9 protein-coding genes are annotated in these 17,664 nt (G+C 63.5%); 5 read left to right on the plus strand and 4 right to left on the minus strand.

The window, feature by feature from the left end:
• The first annotated feature begins 541 nt into the window (after nt 1-541).
• From ACODSO_RS27730 to ACODSO_RS27745, 4 genes are all read left to right on the plus strand, one after another.
• Nucleotides 542-7,027, plus strand: a complete 6,486-nt coding sequence (locus ACODSO_RS27730; RefSeq protein ID WP_489039863.1) for a type I polyketide synthase — start codon at nt 542-544, stop codon at nt 7,025-7,027.
• Between the two features lies 1 nt (nt 7,028).
• Nucleotides 7,029-8,390, plus strand: a complete 1,362-nt coding sequence (locus tag ACODSO_RS27735) for an aminotransferase class I/II-fold pyridoxal phosphate-dependent enzyme (protein ID WP_489039864.1) — start codon at nt 7,029-7,031, stop codon at nt 8,388-8,390.
• A 294-nt stretch (nt 8,391-8,684) separates the two neighbouring features.
• On the plus strand, nt 8,685-10,865 hold the full coding sequence (locus tag ACODSO_RS27740) for an MMPL family transporter (RefSeq protein WP_489039865.1): 2,181 nt from the start codon (nt 8,685-8,687) through the stop codon (nt 10,863-10,865).
• The gene (locus ACODSO_RS27745; RefSeq protein WP_489039866.1) at nt 10,855-11,508 is read left to right on the plus strand and encodes an N-acetyltransferase; all 654 of its coding nucleotides are present in this window, start codon (nt 10,855-10,857) and stop codon (nt 11,506-11,508) included. The genes ACODSO_RS27740 and ACODSO_RS27745 overlap by 11 nt, the downstream gene beginning before the upstream one ends.
• Before the next feature lie 83 nt (nt 11,509-11,591).
• On the opposite strand, the gene ACODSO_RS27750 is transcribed toward ACODSO_RS27745, so the two are convergent.
• The 4 genes from ACODSO_RS27750 to ACODSO_RS27765 form a co-directional block, all read right to left on the minus strand.
• A complete protein-coding gene (locus ACODSO_RS27750; protein WP_489039867.1) occupies nt 11,592-12,689 on the minus strand; it encodes a GGDEF domain-containing protein in 1,098 nt (365 codons plus the stop codon).
• A gap of 434 nt (nt 12,690-13,123) precedes the next feature.
• Nucleotides 13,124-15,682, minus strand: coding sequence for an aminotransferase class III-fold pyridoxal phosphate-dependent enzyme (locus tag ACODSO_RS27755; protein ID WP_489039868.1), 2,559 nt, complete (start codon nt 15,680-15,682; stop codon nt 13,124-13,126).
• Between the two features lie 226 nt (nt 15,683-15,908).
• Nucleotides 15,909-16,760 (minus strand): hypothetical protein, encoded by an 852-nt coding sequence (locus ACODSO_RS27760; protein ID WP_068381718.1) that lies wholly within the window; start codon nt 16,758-16,760, stop codon nt 15,909-15,911.
• A gap of 87 nt (nt 16,761-16,847) precedes the next feature.
• Nucleotides 16,848-17,465, minus strand: coding sequence for a hypothetical protein (locus ACODSO_RS27765; RefSeq protein ID WP_489039869.1), 618 nt, complete (start codon nt 17,463-17,465; stop codon nt 16,848-16,850).
• Nucleotide 17,466: 1 nt separating this feature from the next.
• Between ACODSO_RS27765 and ACODSO_RS27770 the strand changes: the two genes are divergently transcribed.
• Nucleotides 17,467-17,664: hypothetical protein (locus ACODSO_RS27770; RefSeq protein WP_489039870.1), on the plus strand; the 198-nt coding region annotated here is incomplete at its 3' end.

The following is a 17,664-nucleotide window of genomic DNA, read 5'->3' on the forward strand; positions in this document are numbered from 1 at the left end:
GCGGTCGCTGGAACGTGCGCGCAGCGACCCCGGGCCGCAGCGAATGTCTCATTCGATCACTGGGCGCCGGCCGAAACCCGGCCACCCCCGAACGCCCGACCCCCCGGAGCACACGGACCATCGACCTATCTGAACGAAATAACCTGCACCACTTGCGAATACCACCATCTACCGAAATTTCCTACGAAACAAGCTGCCGCTCAACATATCCGACGTCAAACGATCCTCGATTCGCAAGACAAACGATCCGGTACGCACCCCAGATCGCGAAACATGTTGAAACCTGGACCTTGTCATCGTTCATTGAGACATCCGAGACGCCTCGTCAAGCGCCGATTCTCCTATGGCCAATCCTGACGGTATCTGCTTATATTTCAGCCAGCGCACGGGTGGATCGGTAGCGGTCGACCGAACCCTCGGCGCACGACGGCGTTTCGGGGGGAACACGGTGATCGATCGACACTTTCGTGTTCAGTGCACTGCAGCCTGCGCATCCCCGAGCTTCCGCTTGTCAGGGCCATCAACGCGTCATAGGAGAGTCATGGTCGAGATTGCAGTTGTCGGTATCGGGTGCCGGTTTCCGGGAGGCGTGCACGACGCGCGGAGTTTCTGGGAGTTCATGATCTCGAAGGGTGACGGAATCGTCGACATCCCCGCGGACAGATGGAACGCCGACAGATTCTACGATCCGGATCCGGACGCTCCCGGCCGCATGTACACCCGCAGGGGCGGATTTCTGACGCAGTCGCTGTGGGACTTCGATCCGGAGTTCTTCGGTATCTCACCACGCGAGGCCGCGGTGACCGATCCTCAGCAGAGATTACTGCTCGAGGTCGCCTGGGAAGCCCTCGACGATGCAGGTCACGCCGGGAGAGTATCCGGACAACCGATCGGGGTGTACGTCGGCGGTTTCACCAATGACTCTGCTGGACTTCGTAGTTCGAAGCTCAGCCGCTCCCACATCAACGCCCACAGCGCGACGAGTTCATCCCACACGCTGTTGTCGAACCGCATCTCGTACGCACTCGACCTCGTCGGTCCGTCGATGACGATCGACACTGCGTGCTCGTCTTCGCTGGTAGCGGTCCACGAGGCTGTTCGTGCGCTCGACCGAGGCGAGTGCGAGATGGCACTCGTCGGCGGCGCCAACACGATGATCAGACCGGAAACATTCATCTCGATGTGCAAGGGTCGATTCCTGGCGTTCGACGGCCGTTCGAAGTCGTTCGACGCCTCAGCCGACGGATACGGACGCGGTGAGGGTGCGGGGGTTGTGCTGTTACGCCCGCTGGCCGATGCGCTACGCGACGGCGACCGCATCTACTCGGTCATCCGCGGATCCGGCGTCAACCAGGACGGGCGCACCATAGCAATTCCCGTTCCGAACCCGGTATCGCAGCGCGCACTCGCCGAACGGGTCTGCGCCGAAGCTGGTGTCGAACCGAGCCAGGTCGGCTACGTCGAAGCGCACGGAACCGGCACCTCGGTCGGCGATCCACTCGAGATGGAAGCACTCGGGGGCGCGTACGGCGCGGTCGAGGGTCGCGAGATTCCACTCGTCGTGGGCTCGATCAAGGCGTCGATCGGACACACCGAGGCGGCGGCGGGCATCGCGAGCCTCATCAAGAGCGCCCTGTCGATCCACCACCGCACGATCGTTCCGCAAGCGTGGCTCGACACCCTGAACCCGGCAATCCCGTTCGACGAGCTGGCAATTCGTATCCCCACCGAGGTCGAACCCTTCCCGGTGCACTACGACCGACCGCTCGTCGCCATCAACGGGTTCGGCTACGGCGGAACCAACGCGCACGTCGTCATGGAAAACGCACCGCATTCCGAGGCGTCCCTTCACCTGCCCGCAGCCGTGCGCCTCTTTCCCCTGTCCGCCCGGACCGACGTGGCCCTGCGCGCGGTGGCGTCCTCTCTCGCAGACGCCCTGGAAGCCCTGGAAGCCCTGACAGACGACCTGACCGTACGCAGATTCACGGCCGCCGCGTGGACCAGGCGCGCACACCACCCGGTACGCACGTCGCTCAATTTCACCGACGCGCAAGACCTGCTGGTCAAGCTGCGCGAAGTGGCTTCAGGTACCGGCACGACATCGCACGTCGTGGACACCACTGGCGCCGCACCGGTCTTCGTGTTCAGCGGGATGGGGCCGCAGTGGTGGGGCATGGCCCGCGAACTCCTGCACGCGGGCGGCGAATTCGCGCGCATGGCGGACATCGTCGACGAGCAGTTCATCGAGATCGCAGGCTGGTCCATCATCGAAGAACTGTGCCGCGACGAGGAGCATTCGCGGATCACCGATACCGAGGTGGCGCAACCGGCCAACTTCCTGGTGCAGGTGTGCCTCGTCGCCGAATTGCGCTCGCTCGGTATCGAACCCGACACCGTCGTCGGGCACAGTGTCGGCGAGGTCAGCGCGGCATACGTCAGCGGCGCACTGAGTCTGCACGACGCCCTGCTGGTCAGCTGCCACCGAGCACGGCTACAGGCAACCACTGCCGGCACCGGCTCGATGCTCGCCGTCGGGCTTTCCGAGGCCGACGCCATCGCCTTCCTGGCGAAAGCCGGATCCGATATGCCCGAGCATGTGTCCGTCGCCGCGATCAACAGCCCCAGCGCCGTCACCCTTGCCGGCGACGCCTCGCACCTTGCCGCTCTGGCGGACGCGCTCACCGAGGGCGGAATCTTCGCCAAACCCCTCCAGGTCGAGGTGCCGTACCACAGCCACTTGATGGACCACATTCTCGACGAGGTTGCGAGCAGCCTCGCGTCACTCGACCCACACACTCCCGAGCTGACCCTGTTCTCCACGGTCACCGGTAGCGAGGTCACCGGCGCCGACTGGGACGCAGCCTACTGGTGCGAGAACATCCGCAAGCCCGTTCGCTTCGCCGATACGATCGCCGGGTTGGTCGGTCGCGGACACCGTGTGTTCCTCGAGATCGGCCCGCACCCCGTGTTGTCGGGCAACATTCGCGAAATCCTCATCAGGACAGGCGATCCTGGCACGTCCATCGGCACGTTGGTACGCAAGCAGAGCGACGCGGAATCGCTGAGTACCGCCCTGTCGAACCTGTACGCAGCGGGTTCGTTCGACGGCCGTATCTTCGCGACAGAAGGCTCCATTGCCTCGCCGCACGTTGCGCTTCCCGCCTATCCGTGGCAGAAGACGCGGGTGTGGAGCGAGGACGACGCGTCCGTCGCGGACCGCTTCGGAACCGACACCGTCTATCCGATGCTCGGAGATCGCTCCGGTTCGGCGGCGTCGGAATGGCAGGTGGAACTAGCAGTCGCACAGCTGCCATGGCTGCAGGATCATGTCGTCGACGGTCTCGTGCTGCTGCCGGGTACGGCGTACATCGACGCGGCGTTGAGTGCAGCCGCGGTCCGCTCAGGACGACACGAGGTCGGATTGGAACACGTCGAGTTCGTAGCTCCGCTCGTCGTCGACAAGCACGATGTTCCGGTTCTTCAAGTATCGGTCGAGGACAGCACCCGGCGTTTCGTCATTCGCTCGCGTTCGGCGACGGACACGGTGTGGACGGTCAACGCCACGGGTCGTCTCGTCGAGGGGCATTTCGACGCGCCGTTCGTTGCGTCCGACTCCGCGCCCGACGCCACCCACATCTCCGGCGACGACCTGTACCCACTTCTGGCAGCCGCCGGCCTGCAGTACGGGCCCGCATTCCAGGGGATCGAGACCGTTGCGATCGGCAAAGACACGGTTGTGGCCTCCATCGACGCCGCGCGCCACGGCGGGTCGAGTCACCTCGTGCACCCGGCCGTTCTCGACACCGCACTGCAGTGTGTCGCGACGCTGTCCGCCGGCGCATCCGGTGCGGTCGTGCCGTTCTCGATGGGTACCGTGCGCCGTTACGGTCCGCTCCCGGATCACGCCACCGTCGTCGTGAAGCGCACGTCCGTCGATCCGATGCGTGCCGACATCGCCATCACCGATCCCGAAGGCCGAGCTGCAGTCACTCTCGGCGGCGTCGAATTCCGAGCGATCGCACCACCGCAGTCGCTCCACCATCGTCTGTCGAAGGTGTTCTACGAACCGGTGTGGGAACTGCACGACAACCGCGATCTCCACGCGATAGGAACCGAAGCGGCCCGCGACTTCGCACTCGTTCTGATTCTCGGAGACGCCGACGTCACCGCGCGCACACGCGCCGAGGCAATTGCAGCGTCACGACCGTCCTCGATGATTCTCGACGCCGATACCGTGACCGTTCCCGAGACCGTCGCGGTACTTCGAGCGGGGATGGCAACCGATGCCGTCGACCGCGCAACCGTCGTCGCCGTCGCCGGACGGTTCACCGACTCGGCGTCCGCGGTCGGATCGCTGCTCGCCGCAGCTCGTACCGTCCACGTGGCGATCTACGGGGACGACATCGGCCCCGCGGCCGACCCGGGCAGCGTGAACGCAGTCATCGTCGCCGAGCGCGCCTTCTGCATGCCGGGTGACACGGAAGGCGCCGATCTGACTCACGCGGGGCTCGTGGGGGCACGACGGTCACTGCGCAACGAACAGTCCCCCGCCGCATGGCGTTTCATCGACACCGAGCCCTCGACAACGCTGTCCGAGATCACTGCAGAGACCTTCGCATTCGGTCCGTTCGCAGGCGATGTCGTGGACGAGGTGGCGCTGAGGCAGGGCTCCCGCTGGGTCGTCACTCTGCGCAGCAGCCTGGCCGAACACCTCGCCGTTCGAGATGAGCCGACGACGCTCCGCGACCCAGAGCAGTCGTTCGCCATCGAGGTTCCGGCTTCGAAGTTACTCTCGGACATCACGTTCCGCGCACATCGGCGTCGTGAACCAGGTCCGGGCGAGATCGAAGTGAAGATGGAAGCCGTCGGACTCAACTACAAGGACCCGCTGAAAGTAATGGGGGTCCTCACCGACAGGGAACTGGCTGGCACGTATTTCGGGTCCACGCTCGGTCTCGAGGGCGCGGGAATCGTCACGCGAGTGGGGCCGGGCGTCACCGAGATCGTTCCGGGCGACCGCATGGGCGTGTGCGCACGAAACATGATGCGGCGCTACGTCACGATCGGCATCGAGGAAGGCGGGACGATGGCCATCCCGTCGACATGGGAGGCCGGGTGGTGCTCGTCTATTCTGCCGTTCCTCTGCGCGCAGTACGGTCTCGTGCATCTGGCGCGGGTGCAGCCGGGTGAGACGGTACTGATTCATGGTGCTGCGGGCGGTATGGGATTGGCTGCCGTGCAGGTAGCGAAGCTGATGGGCGCACGCGTCATCGCCACCGCCGGCACCGAGGAACGTCGAGCCGTGGCACGCGACGCCGGCGCAGACGAAGTTCTGGCATCGAGATCGCTCAACTATTCCGAAGAGGTCATGGCGCTCACCGACTGCCACGGAGTCGACGTGGTCTTCAACTCGTCTCCGGGTGAGATCATGGCGCAGAACCTGCACGTCGCAGCCGAATTCGCGCGCATCATCGAAATCGGCAAGGCCGACATCTACTTCGGCGGTGTCATGGATCTGAAGCCGTTCGACCGCAATCTGACTTTCTACGCCGTCGACATGGACCGAATGTTCGAGCACAAACCCGACCTGGCACGTCAGGTCACCCGTGAGGTGTTGGACAGGATGTCGACCGGAGAATACGAGCACCTGCCGTACACGATGTACACCATGGACCGGGTGGGCGAGGCGTTCGATTCGGTCATCCGGTCCTCGCACACGGGCCGCGTCGTACTCGATCTCGCCGAGGACTCCCCCGTCGTCCGTCCCGATGTCCCGACGGTCGACATCGATCCCGCGGCAACGTACGTCGTCACCGGCGGATTCGGCGCGTTCGGCACCGCCGTCGCGCGGTGGCTCGTCGACGAGGGCGGCCGCAACCTCGTTCTGGTCGGAAGGAACGGCGCAAGCACCGATCGGGCACAGGAGACGCTTGCCGAATTCGCTGCAGCCGGAGTGAACGTCACCGAGGAATTACTCGACATCTCCGACTACGACGCCGTCCTGCAGATGGTGAACAGAGTGAAGAGCGGCGGCAGCAACCTCGCCGGCATCTTCCATACGGCGGGACTCGTCGACAACTACGCCGTCAACGACATCACCGACGAATCGCTGCGGAACATTTTCCTGCCCAAAGTCACCGGTGCCGTGAATCTCGATCGCGCATTGGACGAGGTCGGAGTCGATCCGAGCATCTTCGTGATGTTCTCGTCGATGAGCAGCCTCACCGGTGGCGCACCTCAGGTGTCGTACTCCGCAGCCAACTCCGTCCTCGACGCCTTGGCGTGGACACGTCGGCAGAGGGGAAAGTCGGCCTTCACCGTCAGCTGGGGTTCGATGTCCGGCGGTGGAATGGCCGAGGCGAAGCAGGAAGTGGTGCGCTACCTGGACATGCTGGGCTTCAAGAACATCGACATGGACGAAGCGACCTTGCTCCTACGCGAATGCTTGACGTTGGACATCCCACATGTGGCGCTCGTCGGGATCGACTGGGAACAGTGGGGAGTAGCCAATCCGGCATCGGCAACCATTCCGCGGTTTGCCGCGCACATCGCCGCAGCCAGTACTGGCGGATCCGGCATCTCGGCGCTCCAGGCCGAGGTGCTCGCGCTTCCCGAGGACCAGCGGGCGGATGTCCTCACGTTCATCCTCGCCGAACAGTTGGCGCTCGTGATGGGCATCGATGCAGAGGCGGTCGACGTCCAGACGCCACTGCCCGAGCTCGGACTCGACTCTCTGATGGCAGTCGAGTTCGCGGCCCGTGTCGGAAAGACCGTGGGATTGGAGCTCTCCGTTCTCGAGTTCGGTCGAGGGCACGGTCTCGCCGCGATCGGCGGGAAACTCGCCGCGGGACTCACCGCTCGCGCCGCCGGAGTCCCCGCGCCGGCCGAGCCCTCCACACCGGAACCTGCGCCCATCGAGATCGAGGTCATCGCGGGTCCGGCCTACGAGCCGGTCGACGCGGCGCTGGCGGTCGAGGGCGCAACCAGCGGAGGCCCCCGAATGACCGACACAACAGGAATCAACTGATATGACGAGTGATGCGCGCGAAATTGCGCGACAGCTACTGTCGCGCAGCGGTTATTCGACCGTGCAGGTCGACGATCCCGGCACCTCGACACACCTCGGATCCCCGGTGCCTGTTCCTGAATTGACGCCTCCGTCGGGGGCTCGCTCCGCGGGACGCGGCCTGCTCGATCATCCGGACATCGTGTCCACCGTCGCGCAATTCGACGGCGTCGACGCCATGTTCGCGTCGCTGGGGGTCCCGAATCCGCTCTACCTGGAGCACGAAGGCACGAGCGGCGCAGTAATCCGACAACTCGACCGAGACATGGTCAACTTCGGCTGTTTCAACTATCTGGGGCTGAGCAACGACCCGCGAGTCGCGGACGCAGCCATAGCCGCCATCGACGAGTACGGCACATCGGTATCGGCGAGCCGTATCGTGTCCGGTCAGATTCCGCTGTACGCGACGTTCGAATCACGAATCGCCGAGATCTATGACGTCGACGATGCCGTCATCACGACGAGCGGATACCTCACCAATGCTGCAGCGGTGGGGTATCTCCTCGGTCGCGGAGATCTGGCCGTGTGTGACGCTTTGGTCCACAGCAGCATCGTGTCCGGCACCGAGTGGGCGGGATGTCGTCGAATCACGTTCCGACACAACGATCCTAGTGCGCTCGAAGCGATACTGAAGATGTCGAGGTCGGGTTTCACTCGGGCGATGGTCATCCTCGAGAGTCACTACAGCATGGACGGTGACGTCGCTCTTCTTCCACAACTCGTCGCCGTCGCTCGTAAGTACGACTGCGCGGTGATGATCGACGAGGCCCATTCGTTCGGGGTGCTCGGGGAGCGCGGCCATGGGATCAGAGATCTGTACGGCTTGCCCGGGGACACGGTCGATGTGTGGATGGGGACCATGTCGAAGGCGCTCGGCAGCGTCGGCGGGTTCCTCGCCGGACGTCGAGAGCTGATTCGCGCGTTCAAGTATTCAGCGCCCGGGCTCAGTATGTTCGCGACCGCGCCCGCTCCTGCATCGATCGCGGCAGCGCTCGCGAGTATCGACATCATCGACGCCGAACCGGACAGAATCGCGCGGCTGCAATCGAACGCCCAGCATGCCTTCGCGAAGGCACAGGCGCTCGGACTGTCGACTGGGTTGGCCGAGGGCACTCCCATTCTGCCGATCATCGTGTCGGACACGCAGAAGGCGGTCATCGCGCAAGTGACGCTTCTGGAAGCAGGCGTGAACGTCAATGCGATCACGTACCCTTCGGTTCCGCTCGGCGAAGAACGCCTTCGCTTGTTCATCTCAAGCGAGCACACGATCGAGCAGATCGACACGACACTGACCGAGATCGCGAATGTCCTCGACCGGTTGTAGCGGCAGGTTCACTAACCCCGCGAACAGTTGAATCGTGGACCAACTGCTCGATCGAATCACGCTGCGAGCGAACGAGTTGCAGCCGATTCAGTTCGATCACGCCCTGCCGCCAATCGCGGCGCACGGCAGCCTCGACGACAGGGAGGTATCGGTGTATGGTCTGCACTCAACGCAGCTGACCAGCGGCAACAGGGGGACTCGATCACGCCGCGCGGTCACCAGCGAACTCGGAGCCGTACCGACTGCCACCGCTTCTCGACGAACCCCTCGTTCAACGACCGAACAGGACGTCCCTTGCACAAGGCTTCGACATCGATATCGACACCTTCCTCACGTAACCGATTGGTGGAAGCCATCATCGGGAACGCCCGTCTCGTAGTCGCCACCTGCATCGCTGTCATCCTCGCGGCAGGGATCTGGGGCGCGGGCGTCCTGACGGATCTCAGCCTCGGCGGGTATTCCGATCCTGGCAGCGCAGCAGCGCAGGTCGACGACATCGTCGACGCCGAATTCGGCCGCTCTGCCCCCGATATCGCGATCGTCTACACGCCTCGAGACGGACGGTCGATCGACGACATCCGTGGCGTCGTCGAAGCCAACCTCGCCGAGATCGACGCATCCCTTCTCGTGCGAGCTCCGTTGACATATTGGAACGTGCCGCCCGCCTTCGCAGAGGGGCTGACGTCGTTCGATCGTCGATCCGTGGCTGCGGTACTGACTTTTACCGGCGACGAGGATACCCGGGTCAAGTCCTACCGCGACATCAAGGACGCCCGCATGTTGGTCGGAATCGATGTCGAGTTCGGCGGCTTCTCCGCCATCGCCGACGCCTACAACACGCAAGCTCGCGCCGACTTGGTCCGGGCCGAGATCATCACTTTCCCGATACTGATGGTGTTGCTGCTCCTCATTTTCGGCGGAGTCACCGCTGCCGCCGTGCCGTTGTGCATCGGAGGCTCGAGCATCCTCGCTTCACTTGCGGTGATGCGAGTACTGACCACCTTCACCGAGGTCAGCATTTTCGCTACCAACATCGCGACGCTGGTCAGTCTCGGTATGGCCGTGGACTACAGCTTGTTCGTGCTGACCCGATTCCGTGAAGAGCTTCGGCGGGGAGCCACGACCGAGGACGCGGTACGCCGAACGATGGCAACCGCGGGCCGTACGGTCGCGTTCTCCGGTCTGCTGCTGGTGTGCGGTTTCATCGGAATGTTGATCTTTCCGCAAGCGATGGTTCGTTCACTCGGTTTCGGCGGCATGGCGGCAGTCGGCGCCGCGGCCTTCGTGTCACTGACCGCACTCCCGGCAACCCTCATGCTCCTGGGGCATCGGATCAATTCGCTCAGTTGGCGCAAGGGTGGTATCGACCGTGGAGACGAACGTGCAGAACGTTTCTGGGGTTCGGTCGCGAGTCGGGTGATGCGTCGACCGATTCTGGTTGCGGTTGCGATTCTTGCTTTCCTCGCCCTGCTCAGTGCGCCGATCTTCGGGTTGACCCTCGGGGACCTCGACCACAAGGGGTTGCCACAGGATGCTCCGGCTCGGGTAGCGACCGACAAGCTGTTCTCCGACTTTCCGCTTGCCAATTCCGGAGTCACCGTCATGGTGCAGTCGGCGGAGGGCGGGTCACCGGATCCACTGGCCGTGCAGGAGGTCGCGAACGAGGTGGCGCGCCAGAACGGAATCGCAGCCGCGGCACCGGCAGGCGAAGCCGAAGACTTTGCAGTGGTGCGCGCCATCCTGTCCTCCCCCGACCGAACCGAAGGTGCACTCGCCGCCGTGGATTCCATTCGGGAGATCACTCCGCCGGACGGCACCGTGATCAGAGTAGGAGGGCCGACTGCCCTCAGCCAGGACGGAATCGCCGCCATCTACAACACGATTCCATGGATGTTCGCGATCATGATTGCAGCCACCTTCGTCGTCACCACTGCCGCATTCAGGTCGATAGTGTTGTCCGTCAAGGCAATTTTCATGGCTATGGTCAGCCTGGCCGCCACCTTCGGTGTGCTGACCTTCATCTTCGACGACGGTCACGGAGCGGGTGTTCTCGGCATCAACCCGGGCCCAGTCCAAGCCACCATGAGCATCCTGATCCTCGCTGTCGTGTTCGGGCTCTCCACCGACTACGAGATCTTCCTACTCTCCCGCATCGTCGAAGCGCACGACCGCGGTGCGTCTACTCGGGAGGCAGTTCGCATCGGGGCTGCCCGCACCGGACGAGTCGTCACCGCGGCAGCTCTACTTCTGATCACGGTGACTGCGGCTTTCTCGCTGTCCGAACTTTCGATGATGCGCTTGTTGGGAATCGGCGTCATCGTCGGTCTGATCCTCGACGCGACAGTGGTGCGGATGCTGCTCGTCCCGGCTCTCGTCGCGCTGATGGGCGAAGCCAATTGGTGGTTGCACCCCTCTGCGTCCACACCCGAACCCACTCAGGTTCTTTCAGACAAGGACAGTGCCCATGCCGGTTGACATCAGAACCGCGACCATCTCCGACGTCAAGGAGATGTCGGAGATGATGGCGCGAGCATTCCACTCCGACGATCCGGTGAGCGCGTACTTCTTCCCCAACGATCGACGCCGGCCGAAGATGCAGCGGCGGATGATGTCTGCGCTGATACGGCATCGCTATCTTCCGGTCGGCGGAGCGGAAGTCGCGGTCCTCGACGGACAGATCGTCGGCGTGAGCCTGTGGCATCCACACGATGCTCCCCGGGTCGAATGGTGGCGCGGTCTTGTTGCGGGTCCGCACCTGCTGTGGTCCATGGGTAGCGCGGTACGAGCCGGCATCGCGATGGACCGGATGCTCGACGCGGGCGCTCCCGACGACGACGCCGTGCTGTGGGTGTATCTGGGAGTCGAACCGACGCTGCATCGGTCCGGTGTCGGCGCGGCGTTGTCGCAGTCGTTCTTCGACCGCGTCGACCGGGATGGCCGGACGACGTTCGGAATCTGCAAAGAAGGCAACATCCCGTTCTGGACTGCAATGGGATTCGTCGAAGCAGGGACCGCCACGATCGGCCCCAATGGACCCGTGGTGCACCGGCTGAACCGTCCGCCCACTGCCCGAGGAGCGGAGCAGCACAGCGAAAGTCCACAGCACGGACTGAGGTGAGTTCTGGCTCGGCGAAGCTGACATCTCGGTGATCGCCTGTTTGCGCAGCACTGTCGTCGGTTGCAGTCGGCCTGAATCAAATATCACGGTGCATGCGCGATGCGATTCCCGCCTCGGCGTTTGGCTTCGTACATGGCATCGTCTGCGACGTCGATCAGGGCCCGCACTGTGCCGGGCATGTCCACATCGGATTCGAAATCCTGGATGGGTGCCGACGCGACTCCGATGGAGGCCGATACCGGCGCGCGATCGCTGACGTCGTAGATCGCCACGAGAAGGGCGCGGGCGAGTTGGGACGCCCGGTCGGGTTCACTGACGAGTACGACAACGAATTCCTCGCCGCCTAGGCGCGCGCCGACCGCTTGGTCTCCGCACAGACGACGGATGCGACCAGCCGTCTCCCGGAGAACGTCATCTCCGGTCGCGTGACCGAACTGGTCGTTCACTGCTTTGAACGAGTCCAGGTCGATGCAGATCGCGGACACGCAGCAAGAGTTCGGAGACTCGCCGGTCTTCGGAGGCTGCAGTAGTTCATGCACAGCCGCGAACAAGCCGCGTCGGTTACGTAGTCCGGTCAAGTGGTCGAAGTACGCCCGCGCTGCGTCCTGACGGAGGGTATCGAAGAAGAAGTGGTTGAGTGGCGAGGCAGCAAACAACACCACCGTCACAGCAATCGATGTCGTGATTGCGGTAAGAGTCTCCTCCGGTTCGGACACAATCGCCCGAACGAAGAGGACCAGGACAACACCCATCGACAACACATGGTGGACGGCGAAAGCACGCGGGCCGTGGAACACGTTCGTGTAGTTGCCCATGGGTGCGAAGAGCATTCCCAGGGCAATAGATATCGGGCTCGGTGGCAGCGACAGCAGCATCGCCGCGATCGAGCTGTCACCCACTGCGACAAAACACCGGGATTGGGTTCTGGTCGGCATCTGTCCTCGCAACCACCACAACCCGATCGTCGTCGACAGCACGGCAACACAGATGAAGACCCAGCTCGCATAGGGTGCAACCTCACCTCGACTCGATGCCAGGCTCAGAGCGCCGATAACCGCAATCAGCGCACACGTCGACGCAATCAGATAGGGAGCGGCACGCAGAACCGAGTGGGTGCGGTGATAGCTCACCACCCAGTCGTAGTCGATGGCGGCAGACCACCACACGCGCAGTGCACTCATCGCACGTTCAACCTCGGTTTCGATAGTCGCCGGAAGCCGTCAGCCCGAGGACGGGGACCTATTCAGTCATGTCCGGACCGATAGCTGCGCCTGCGGGTCTACGACTGAGTGAAGGCCGACGTCGTAGGACTGGTGACCCAACGCTCGAAAGACATCTGCAGCCATGCCGTCGACGGTATGAGCTTCGTCCCTCTCCGGCTGATATAGCAGCATACGACCCAATGCGAGGAGCGAGCCAGATGTTGAAGAACAAACCGTTGGTCGTCGGTGACGAATCGTCATAGAACTGATCACCGCGACCCTGACGTCCGATCACTGAGGATGCCCGTTCATCTCGGCGGGCACGTCAGACTCGATAGGGCTCCGACCGACTGTCGCGTGCCGCAGCTGGGGAACGCAGATGCCCAGCTACGGCACGCGGCGAACGGTCACAACTAGCGCGACTCGCGCCACCGGGTGGCCTCGGCCAACTCGAACCCGTACCGATCGGCCAATACGCCGAGTCGATGAACGTTCGCACTGTCCAAAGAGGTTCCGATGCTTCGGAGTTCGAACTCACCGGACAAGGACAACAGCATCGTCTCGGCCATGCATGCATACGTCAGGCCCGGTGCTAGACCATAGTTCAATCCGTAGTCCGACCCTGCTGGCAGCCGAACGATGCCGCCGTCGAACACCGTCACATCGGGGCGAATGCGGCCCACGTCGTGCGGAATGTTCGGCGGCTGAGCGACATCGCAGACTATGGCGTCGGACGCCAGATCCGTCGCGTCGATAAGCGAATGCGGTGCCGAGGTCGCTGCGATCACGATGTGCGTTCGGGCAACGCCAGCGGCAGGATCGTCATAGAACTCGAGGCGACCACCAGCGACGAGGTCGTCGAGCGAACCGTGGTCAGCCGCTGCAGCGAGAGCCCCTGAACCGCCCCTCGCCGCGTCCGCGATCTCCCCCGCTGCGGCCCAGAGCTTGGGTGCAATCTGCCCGTGTTCACCCGGGCGTCCGACGAGGGTAATGGTGCCGACGTCGGGGGCCAATGCCCGTGCGATGGTTCGCCCGATCGCTCCTGCCGCCCCGAGGATGGTCACCCGCGTCGTCCCCAGATCGATGTGCCGCTCAGCACACACGCGATGAACAGCCCGTATGCTTGCCGCCGCTGTGAACGAATTGCCTGTTGTCAGAACGCCGGCCATTGTTCCGAGCGCAAGCCCGTTCGCGGTGACCACCGAGGAGTAGCCGCCGAGTCCGACGACTGTCGCCCCACGCTCGAAGGCAAGGTTCGCGGCCGCGGCCACTGCCGCAACAGCTGCTTCGGGCGGCAACTTCAGCAATGCCCGAGATGTGAACGGTAGTCCGATCAGATTGCCGTGGGCTGCACCGTCGTGTTCGGTGACTATTCGACCGCTGCCGACGACGAACGGCGACGGGTTGAGTTCCGATGTCGCCGAAGCAAATCTGTTCAGCAAGTCCTCCCGCTCGGCGTGTGAGAACTCGATCAACGATGTGTCGAAGGTTTCGAAGACGTCGAGGTCCAAGGGATGGGCGATGAAGCCGAAGCGGAAGTCTCCCTCGACTTCCGGTCGGTGCGGAAGCCTGGCACCGATGGGCGAATCCGTAGTGGGTGCAGGCTTGGGCGACCGTCCGACGAGATGTCCGATCAGGCCGCCCAGGTCTCCCGCTGCAGCGAATGCGAACGCTCGGTCGAGAGCGGCCACCATGCGCCGGCATTCGGAATCCGTCACCGTGAGTGGTGGTTCCACCCTGAGTACACGCGCTCCGAAAAGGGTTGGAGCGAGTCGGATTCCCTCCACCTGCGACAGATAGGACGACACCATCACCGCCAGATTCTGCTGGTCTGCAATGGAACCGAGAATTGCCTGCCTGCCGACGAAATTGATGTCGTCGGTGAGCTCGACCCCGAGCAACAGTCCTCGACCACGCACATCCGTAACCACTGTGGGGTACTTCATTGCAAGCTTCCGAAGTTCACCCTTCACGGTGTCGCCGAGTTCCTTGACCCTCGTCACCAGCGCGCCGCCGTTCGCCGTCAACTCGTCGAGCACCGCAATTCCAACGCGCGCGGTGAGCGCATTGCCCGCGAAAGTAGAGGTGTGCCGCAGCGCGAAGCTCTCCCCCACCAGTTCAGGTCGGCACAATACTGCTCCACTGGGCAGGACGCCGCCTCCGAGAGCTTTCGCGAGGGCCAGAATATCGGGGACGACGCCTTCGTCGTCGCACGCGAACATCGTTCCGGTCCGGCCCAATCCGGTCTGAACCTCGTCGACGGCCATGAGAACGCCGTGCGCAGTGCAGATTTCACGTACCCGCGTCAGGTAACCGGTCGGCGGTGCGACGACTCCGCCCTCGCCCTGAATCGGCTCGACTACGAAGACCGCGAAGTGACCCGGCGAGTCTTTCAGAGTCTGCTCCAGCGCATCGCTGTCTCCGAAGGCAATCGCCTCGAAGCCGGAAACCGGAGCACCGAATCCAACCTGATACTTGCTGTTGCCCGTCGCCGACAGAGCGCCGAGGGTCTTCCCGTGAAAACTGTTGTGAGTACTCAGAACTCCCATTCGACCAGTGGCGGACCTGGCGATCTTGATCGCGATCTCCATCGCCTCGGCACCACTGTTGACGAATGTCACGCGCTCCAGACCGGGTGGCGCTACTTCGACGAGCTTGTTCGCGAGCTCGCCAGCCGGGTACAGCACCGAGGGCTGCACGAAGATGGCCTCGCCTGTCGTCCGGACCGTATCCATGGCACGCCATACACAGTCGGGATTGTGTCCGAATGGAAGTGCGCCGTAGGCACCCGCGAAATCGAGGTGAACCCGTCCCGCCGCATCGTGCAGAGCTGTGCCCTGGCCCGACACGTACTCGATGTCCAAATCGACCGCGCTCAGCAGCCGGAACAACTCGGGATTGACGCTTGTCGTGTAGCCGTCTCGGCCGGTGGGATGTTCGGTGGAAATTCGTCCGATCGATATGTCGGTCATCTGTGCTCCGTGTCTCGCGAAACCACCTCCGGTAGCGCAAGCTGCCGGGAGGCGATCTCGCGCAACCAGAGCTCGCCCCACGGTGGGACGCAAGCGCGATGGTAGCTGCCCAACGGCTGTAGTTAGCGGAACAAAGATGCACTGACTACCGATTAAGCGACACAAACCCTACATACGGTCGGTTTTCCCCTCCCGTCGGTCGATGTGTGTAGTGGATGTCACACAGCTACTTCAGTTCGGTCGCCGACACGACCCACTTGCCGTCGATCAGTTCCATGTTCACCATGATCGGGAACATGGCGCTGTCGAAGGCTGCGCCTGCACGCGTCGAGCTGACGTTCATGTTCGCGAGCACCTCTGCCTTGTCGGATTCGAGCCGCGTCAGGCCGATGTCCATGACGTCGACCTCGGTGGCGGTCTGCGTCTGCACTGCACCGGACTTGATGGCGTCGAGGAACTGGTTCGTCTGCTCCTGCAACGCCGGTCCCATGTACTCGCGTGCCTTCGCAAGATCGTCGTCGATGGTCTCCCAGTTGTACCGGTACAGCGCCGTGAGACCGTCCGTCGCAGCCCTCGTCACTTCGGAGGAAGTTGCCTGGTCGACCCATGCTGCGTTCTCGACCGACGTGCCCGGCTTCATCGCTGCGACGGTCGCGAATGCAATGAGCAGCACCGCAACGACACCCACCACGATCGTCGGCATCCACCGAGTACGCCCGCCCGGCGACGACTCAGCGACCTCAGACGTAGCTGCGGGCTCGGGCGTGGCAGCGGTCTCGGGCGTGGCAGCGGTCTCGGGCTCGGGCGTGGCAGCGGTCTCGGAGTTCTTCTTCTCGAGCGACGGCTTGTCGGCCTTGGCTGTGTCGGCCGAGGTGGCTTCCGCGGTCCCCTCCGAAGCAACCGGAGCGGAATCTACGACGGTGGAGTCCGCTGTGGCGGCATCGGATACCGCGGCGGATTCTGCCGTGCCAGCGGTCGTCGGTTGCGAGTCCTCGGCCTTCCTCCCGACCCCCGCGACCTTCTTCCGGGCTTTGGAGGTCGTGTTCGGGGGAACGATCTTGCGGCGCTGTGGGGGCACTGGTGTACAACTCCTCGATAACTTCAGGTGTGACTCGCGACTTCGGGTACGACTTGGGCGAGCAAGGGGCTCCTCGCGATGGTGGTTCTACGGCCCGCTCGGCGTGCCGGGCGCAGCACCCTCGGTCGCACCTGGATCTGCCGGTGCGACAGTCGCGTTCGGATCTGTGTTCGGATCTGCAGTCGCATTCGGATCTGCGGCAGCATTCGCATCCACGGTGCCCGCCACCGGATTGAGCGGAACTGGATCCCCGATCGGCGTCGCCTGCGATGCCTTCCACGTCCCGTCGACGTCTTGCATCCCCAGTTCCATGACCAGACGCTGCCGTGAGGGTTGGTATCCGTCGCGCGTCGTCGTAGTCGCGACGACGACGAGAGCCCTGGCTGTGCCTTCGTCCTCGGAGAATTCGGTGAGAGTTCCGGACAGCACCTCGGAGGTGGTCTTCGCCGTCAGGTCGCGCTGGTCCTCGGTGAACGACGAGCGCATGTCCTCGATGAACTTGTTCATGTCGTCACCGGTGACAGAGGTGAGAATCGTGTCGAAGGACTGGTCGAGATTCGCGGAGTCGAGGGTCGTCATGTTGAGTACGGCCTGCTGGGCGCCGGTCAGGGCGGAATCTCTGGTCTCGGCCGTAGCGCGGTCCGCTGCGGCGTCCTTCCATCCGATGCCGAACCACACACTCGCCGCGAGCGCGACGGCGGCCACGATGGATACGCCGATCAGAAACGGCTTTGCTTTGTTCTTCGGTTCGGTGGACGACGACGGCTGCTGCGTCTCGTCCGTCGACCCGGGCTCGGTGTTTGACGTCACAATTGAAACCTTACTCTTCGGTAACACGGGCTCGATTCGCGCCGAGAACGACCACGGGAACCCCGAAACGAGAAAAGCGGTGGATCTGCCGACT

The sequence above is a fragment of the Rhodococcus sp. FG69 genome, assembly GCF_057808915.1.

What these genes read in the sequence shown, in the direction of transcription:
- ACODSO_RS27745 (WP_489039866.1), top strand. Translation starts at nt 10,855, where the DNA reads ATGCCGGTTGACATCAGAACCGCGACCATCTCCGACGTCAAGGAGATG.
- ACODSO_RS27755 (WP_489039868.1), bottom strand. Translation starts at nt 15,682, where the DNA reads ATGACCGACATATCGATCGGACGAATTTCCACCGAACATCCCACCGGC.
- ACODSO_RS27750 (WP_489039867.1), bottom strand. Translation starts at nt 12,689, where the DNA reads ATGAGTGCACTGCGCGTGTGGTGGTCTGCCGCCATCGACTACGACTGG.
- ACODSO_RS27735 (WP_489039864.1), top strand. Translation starts at nt 7,029, where the DNA reads ATGACGAGTGATGCGCGCGAAATTGCGCGACAGCTACTGTCGCGCAGC.
- ACODSO_RS27730 (WP_489039863.1), top strand. Translation starts at nt 542, where the DNA reads ATGGTCGAGATTGCAGTTGTCGGTATCGGGTGCCGGTTTCCGGGAGGC.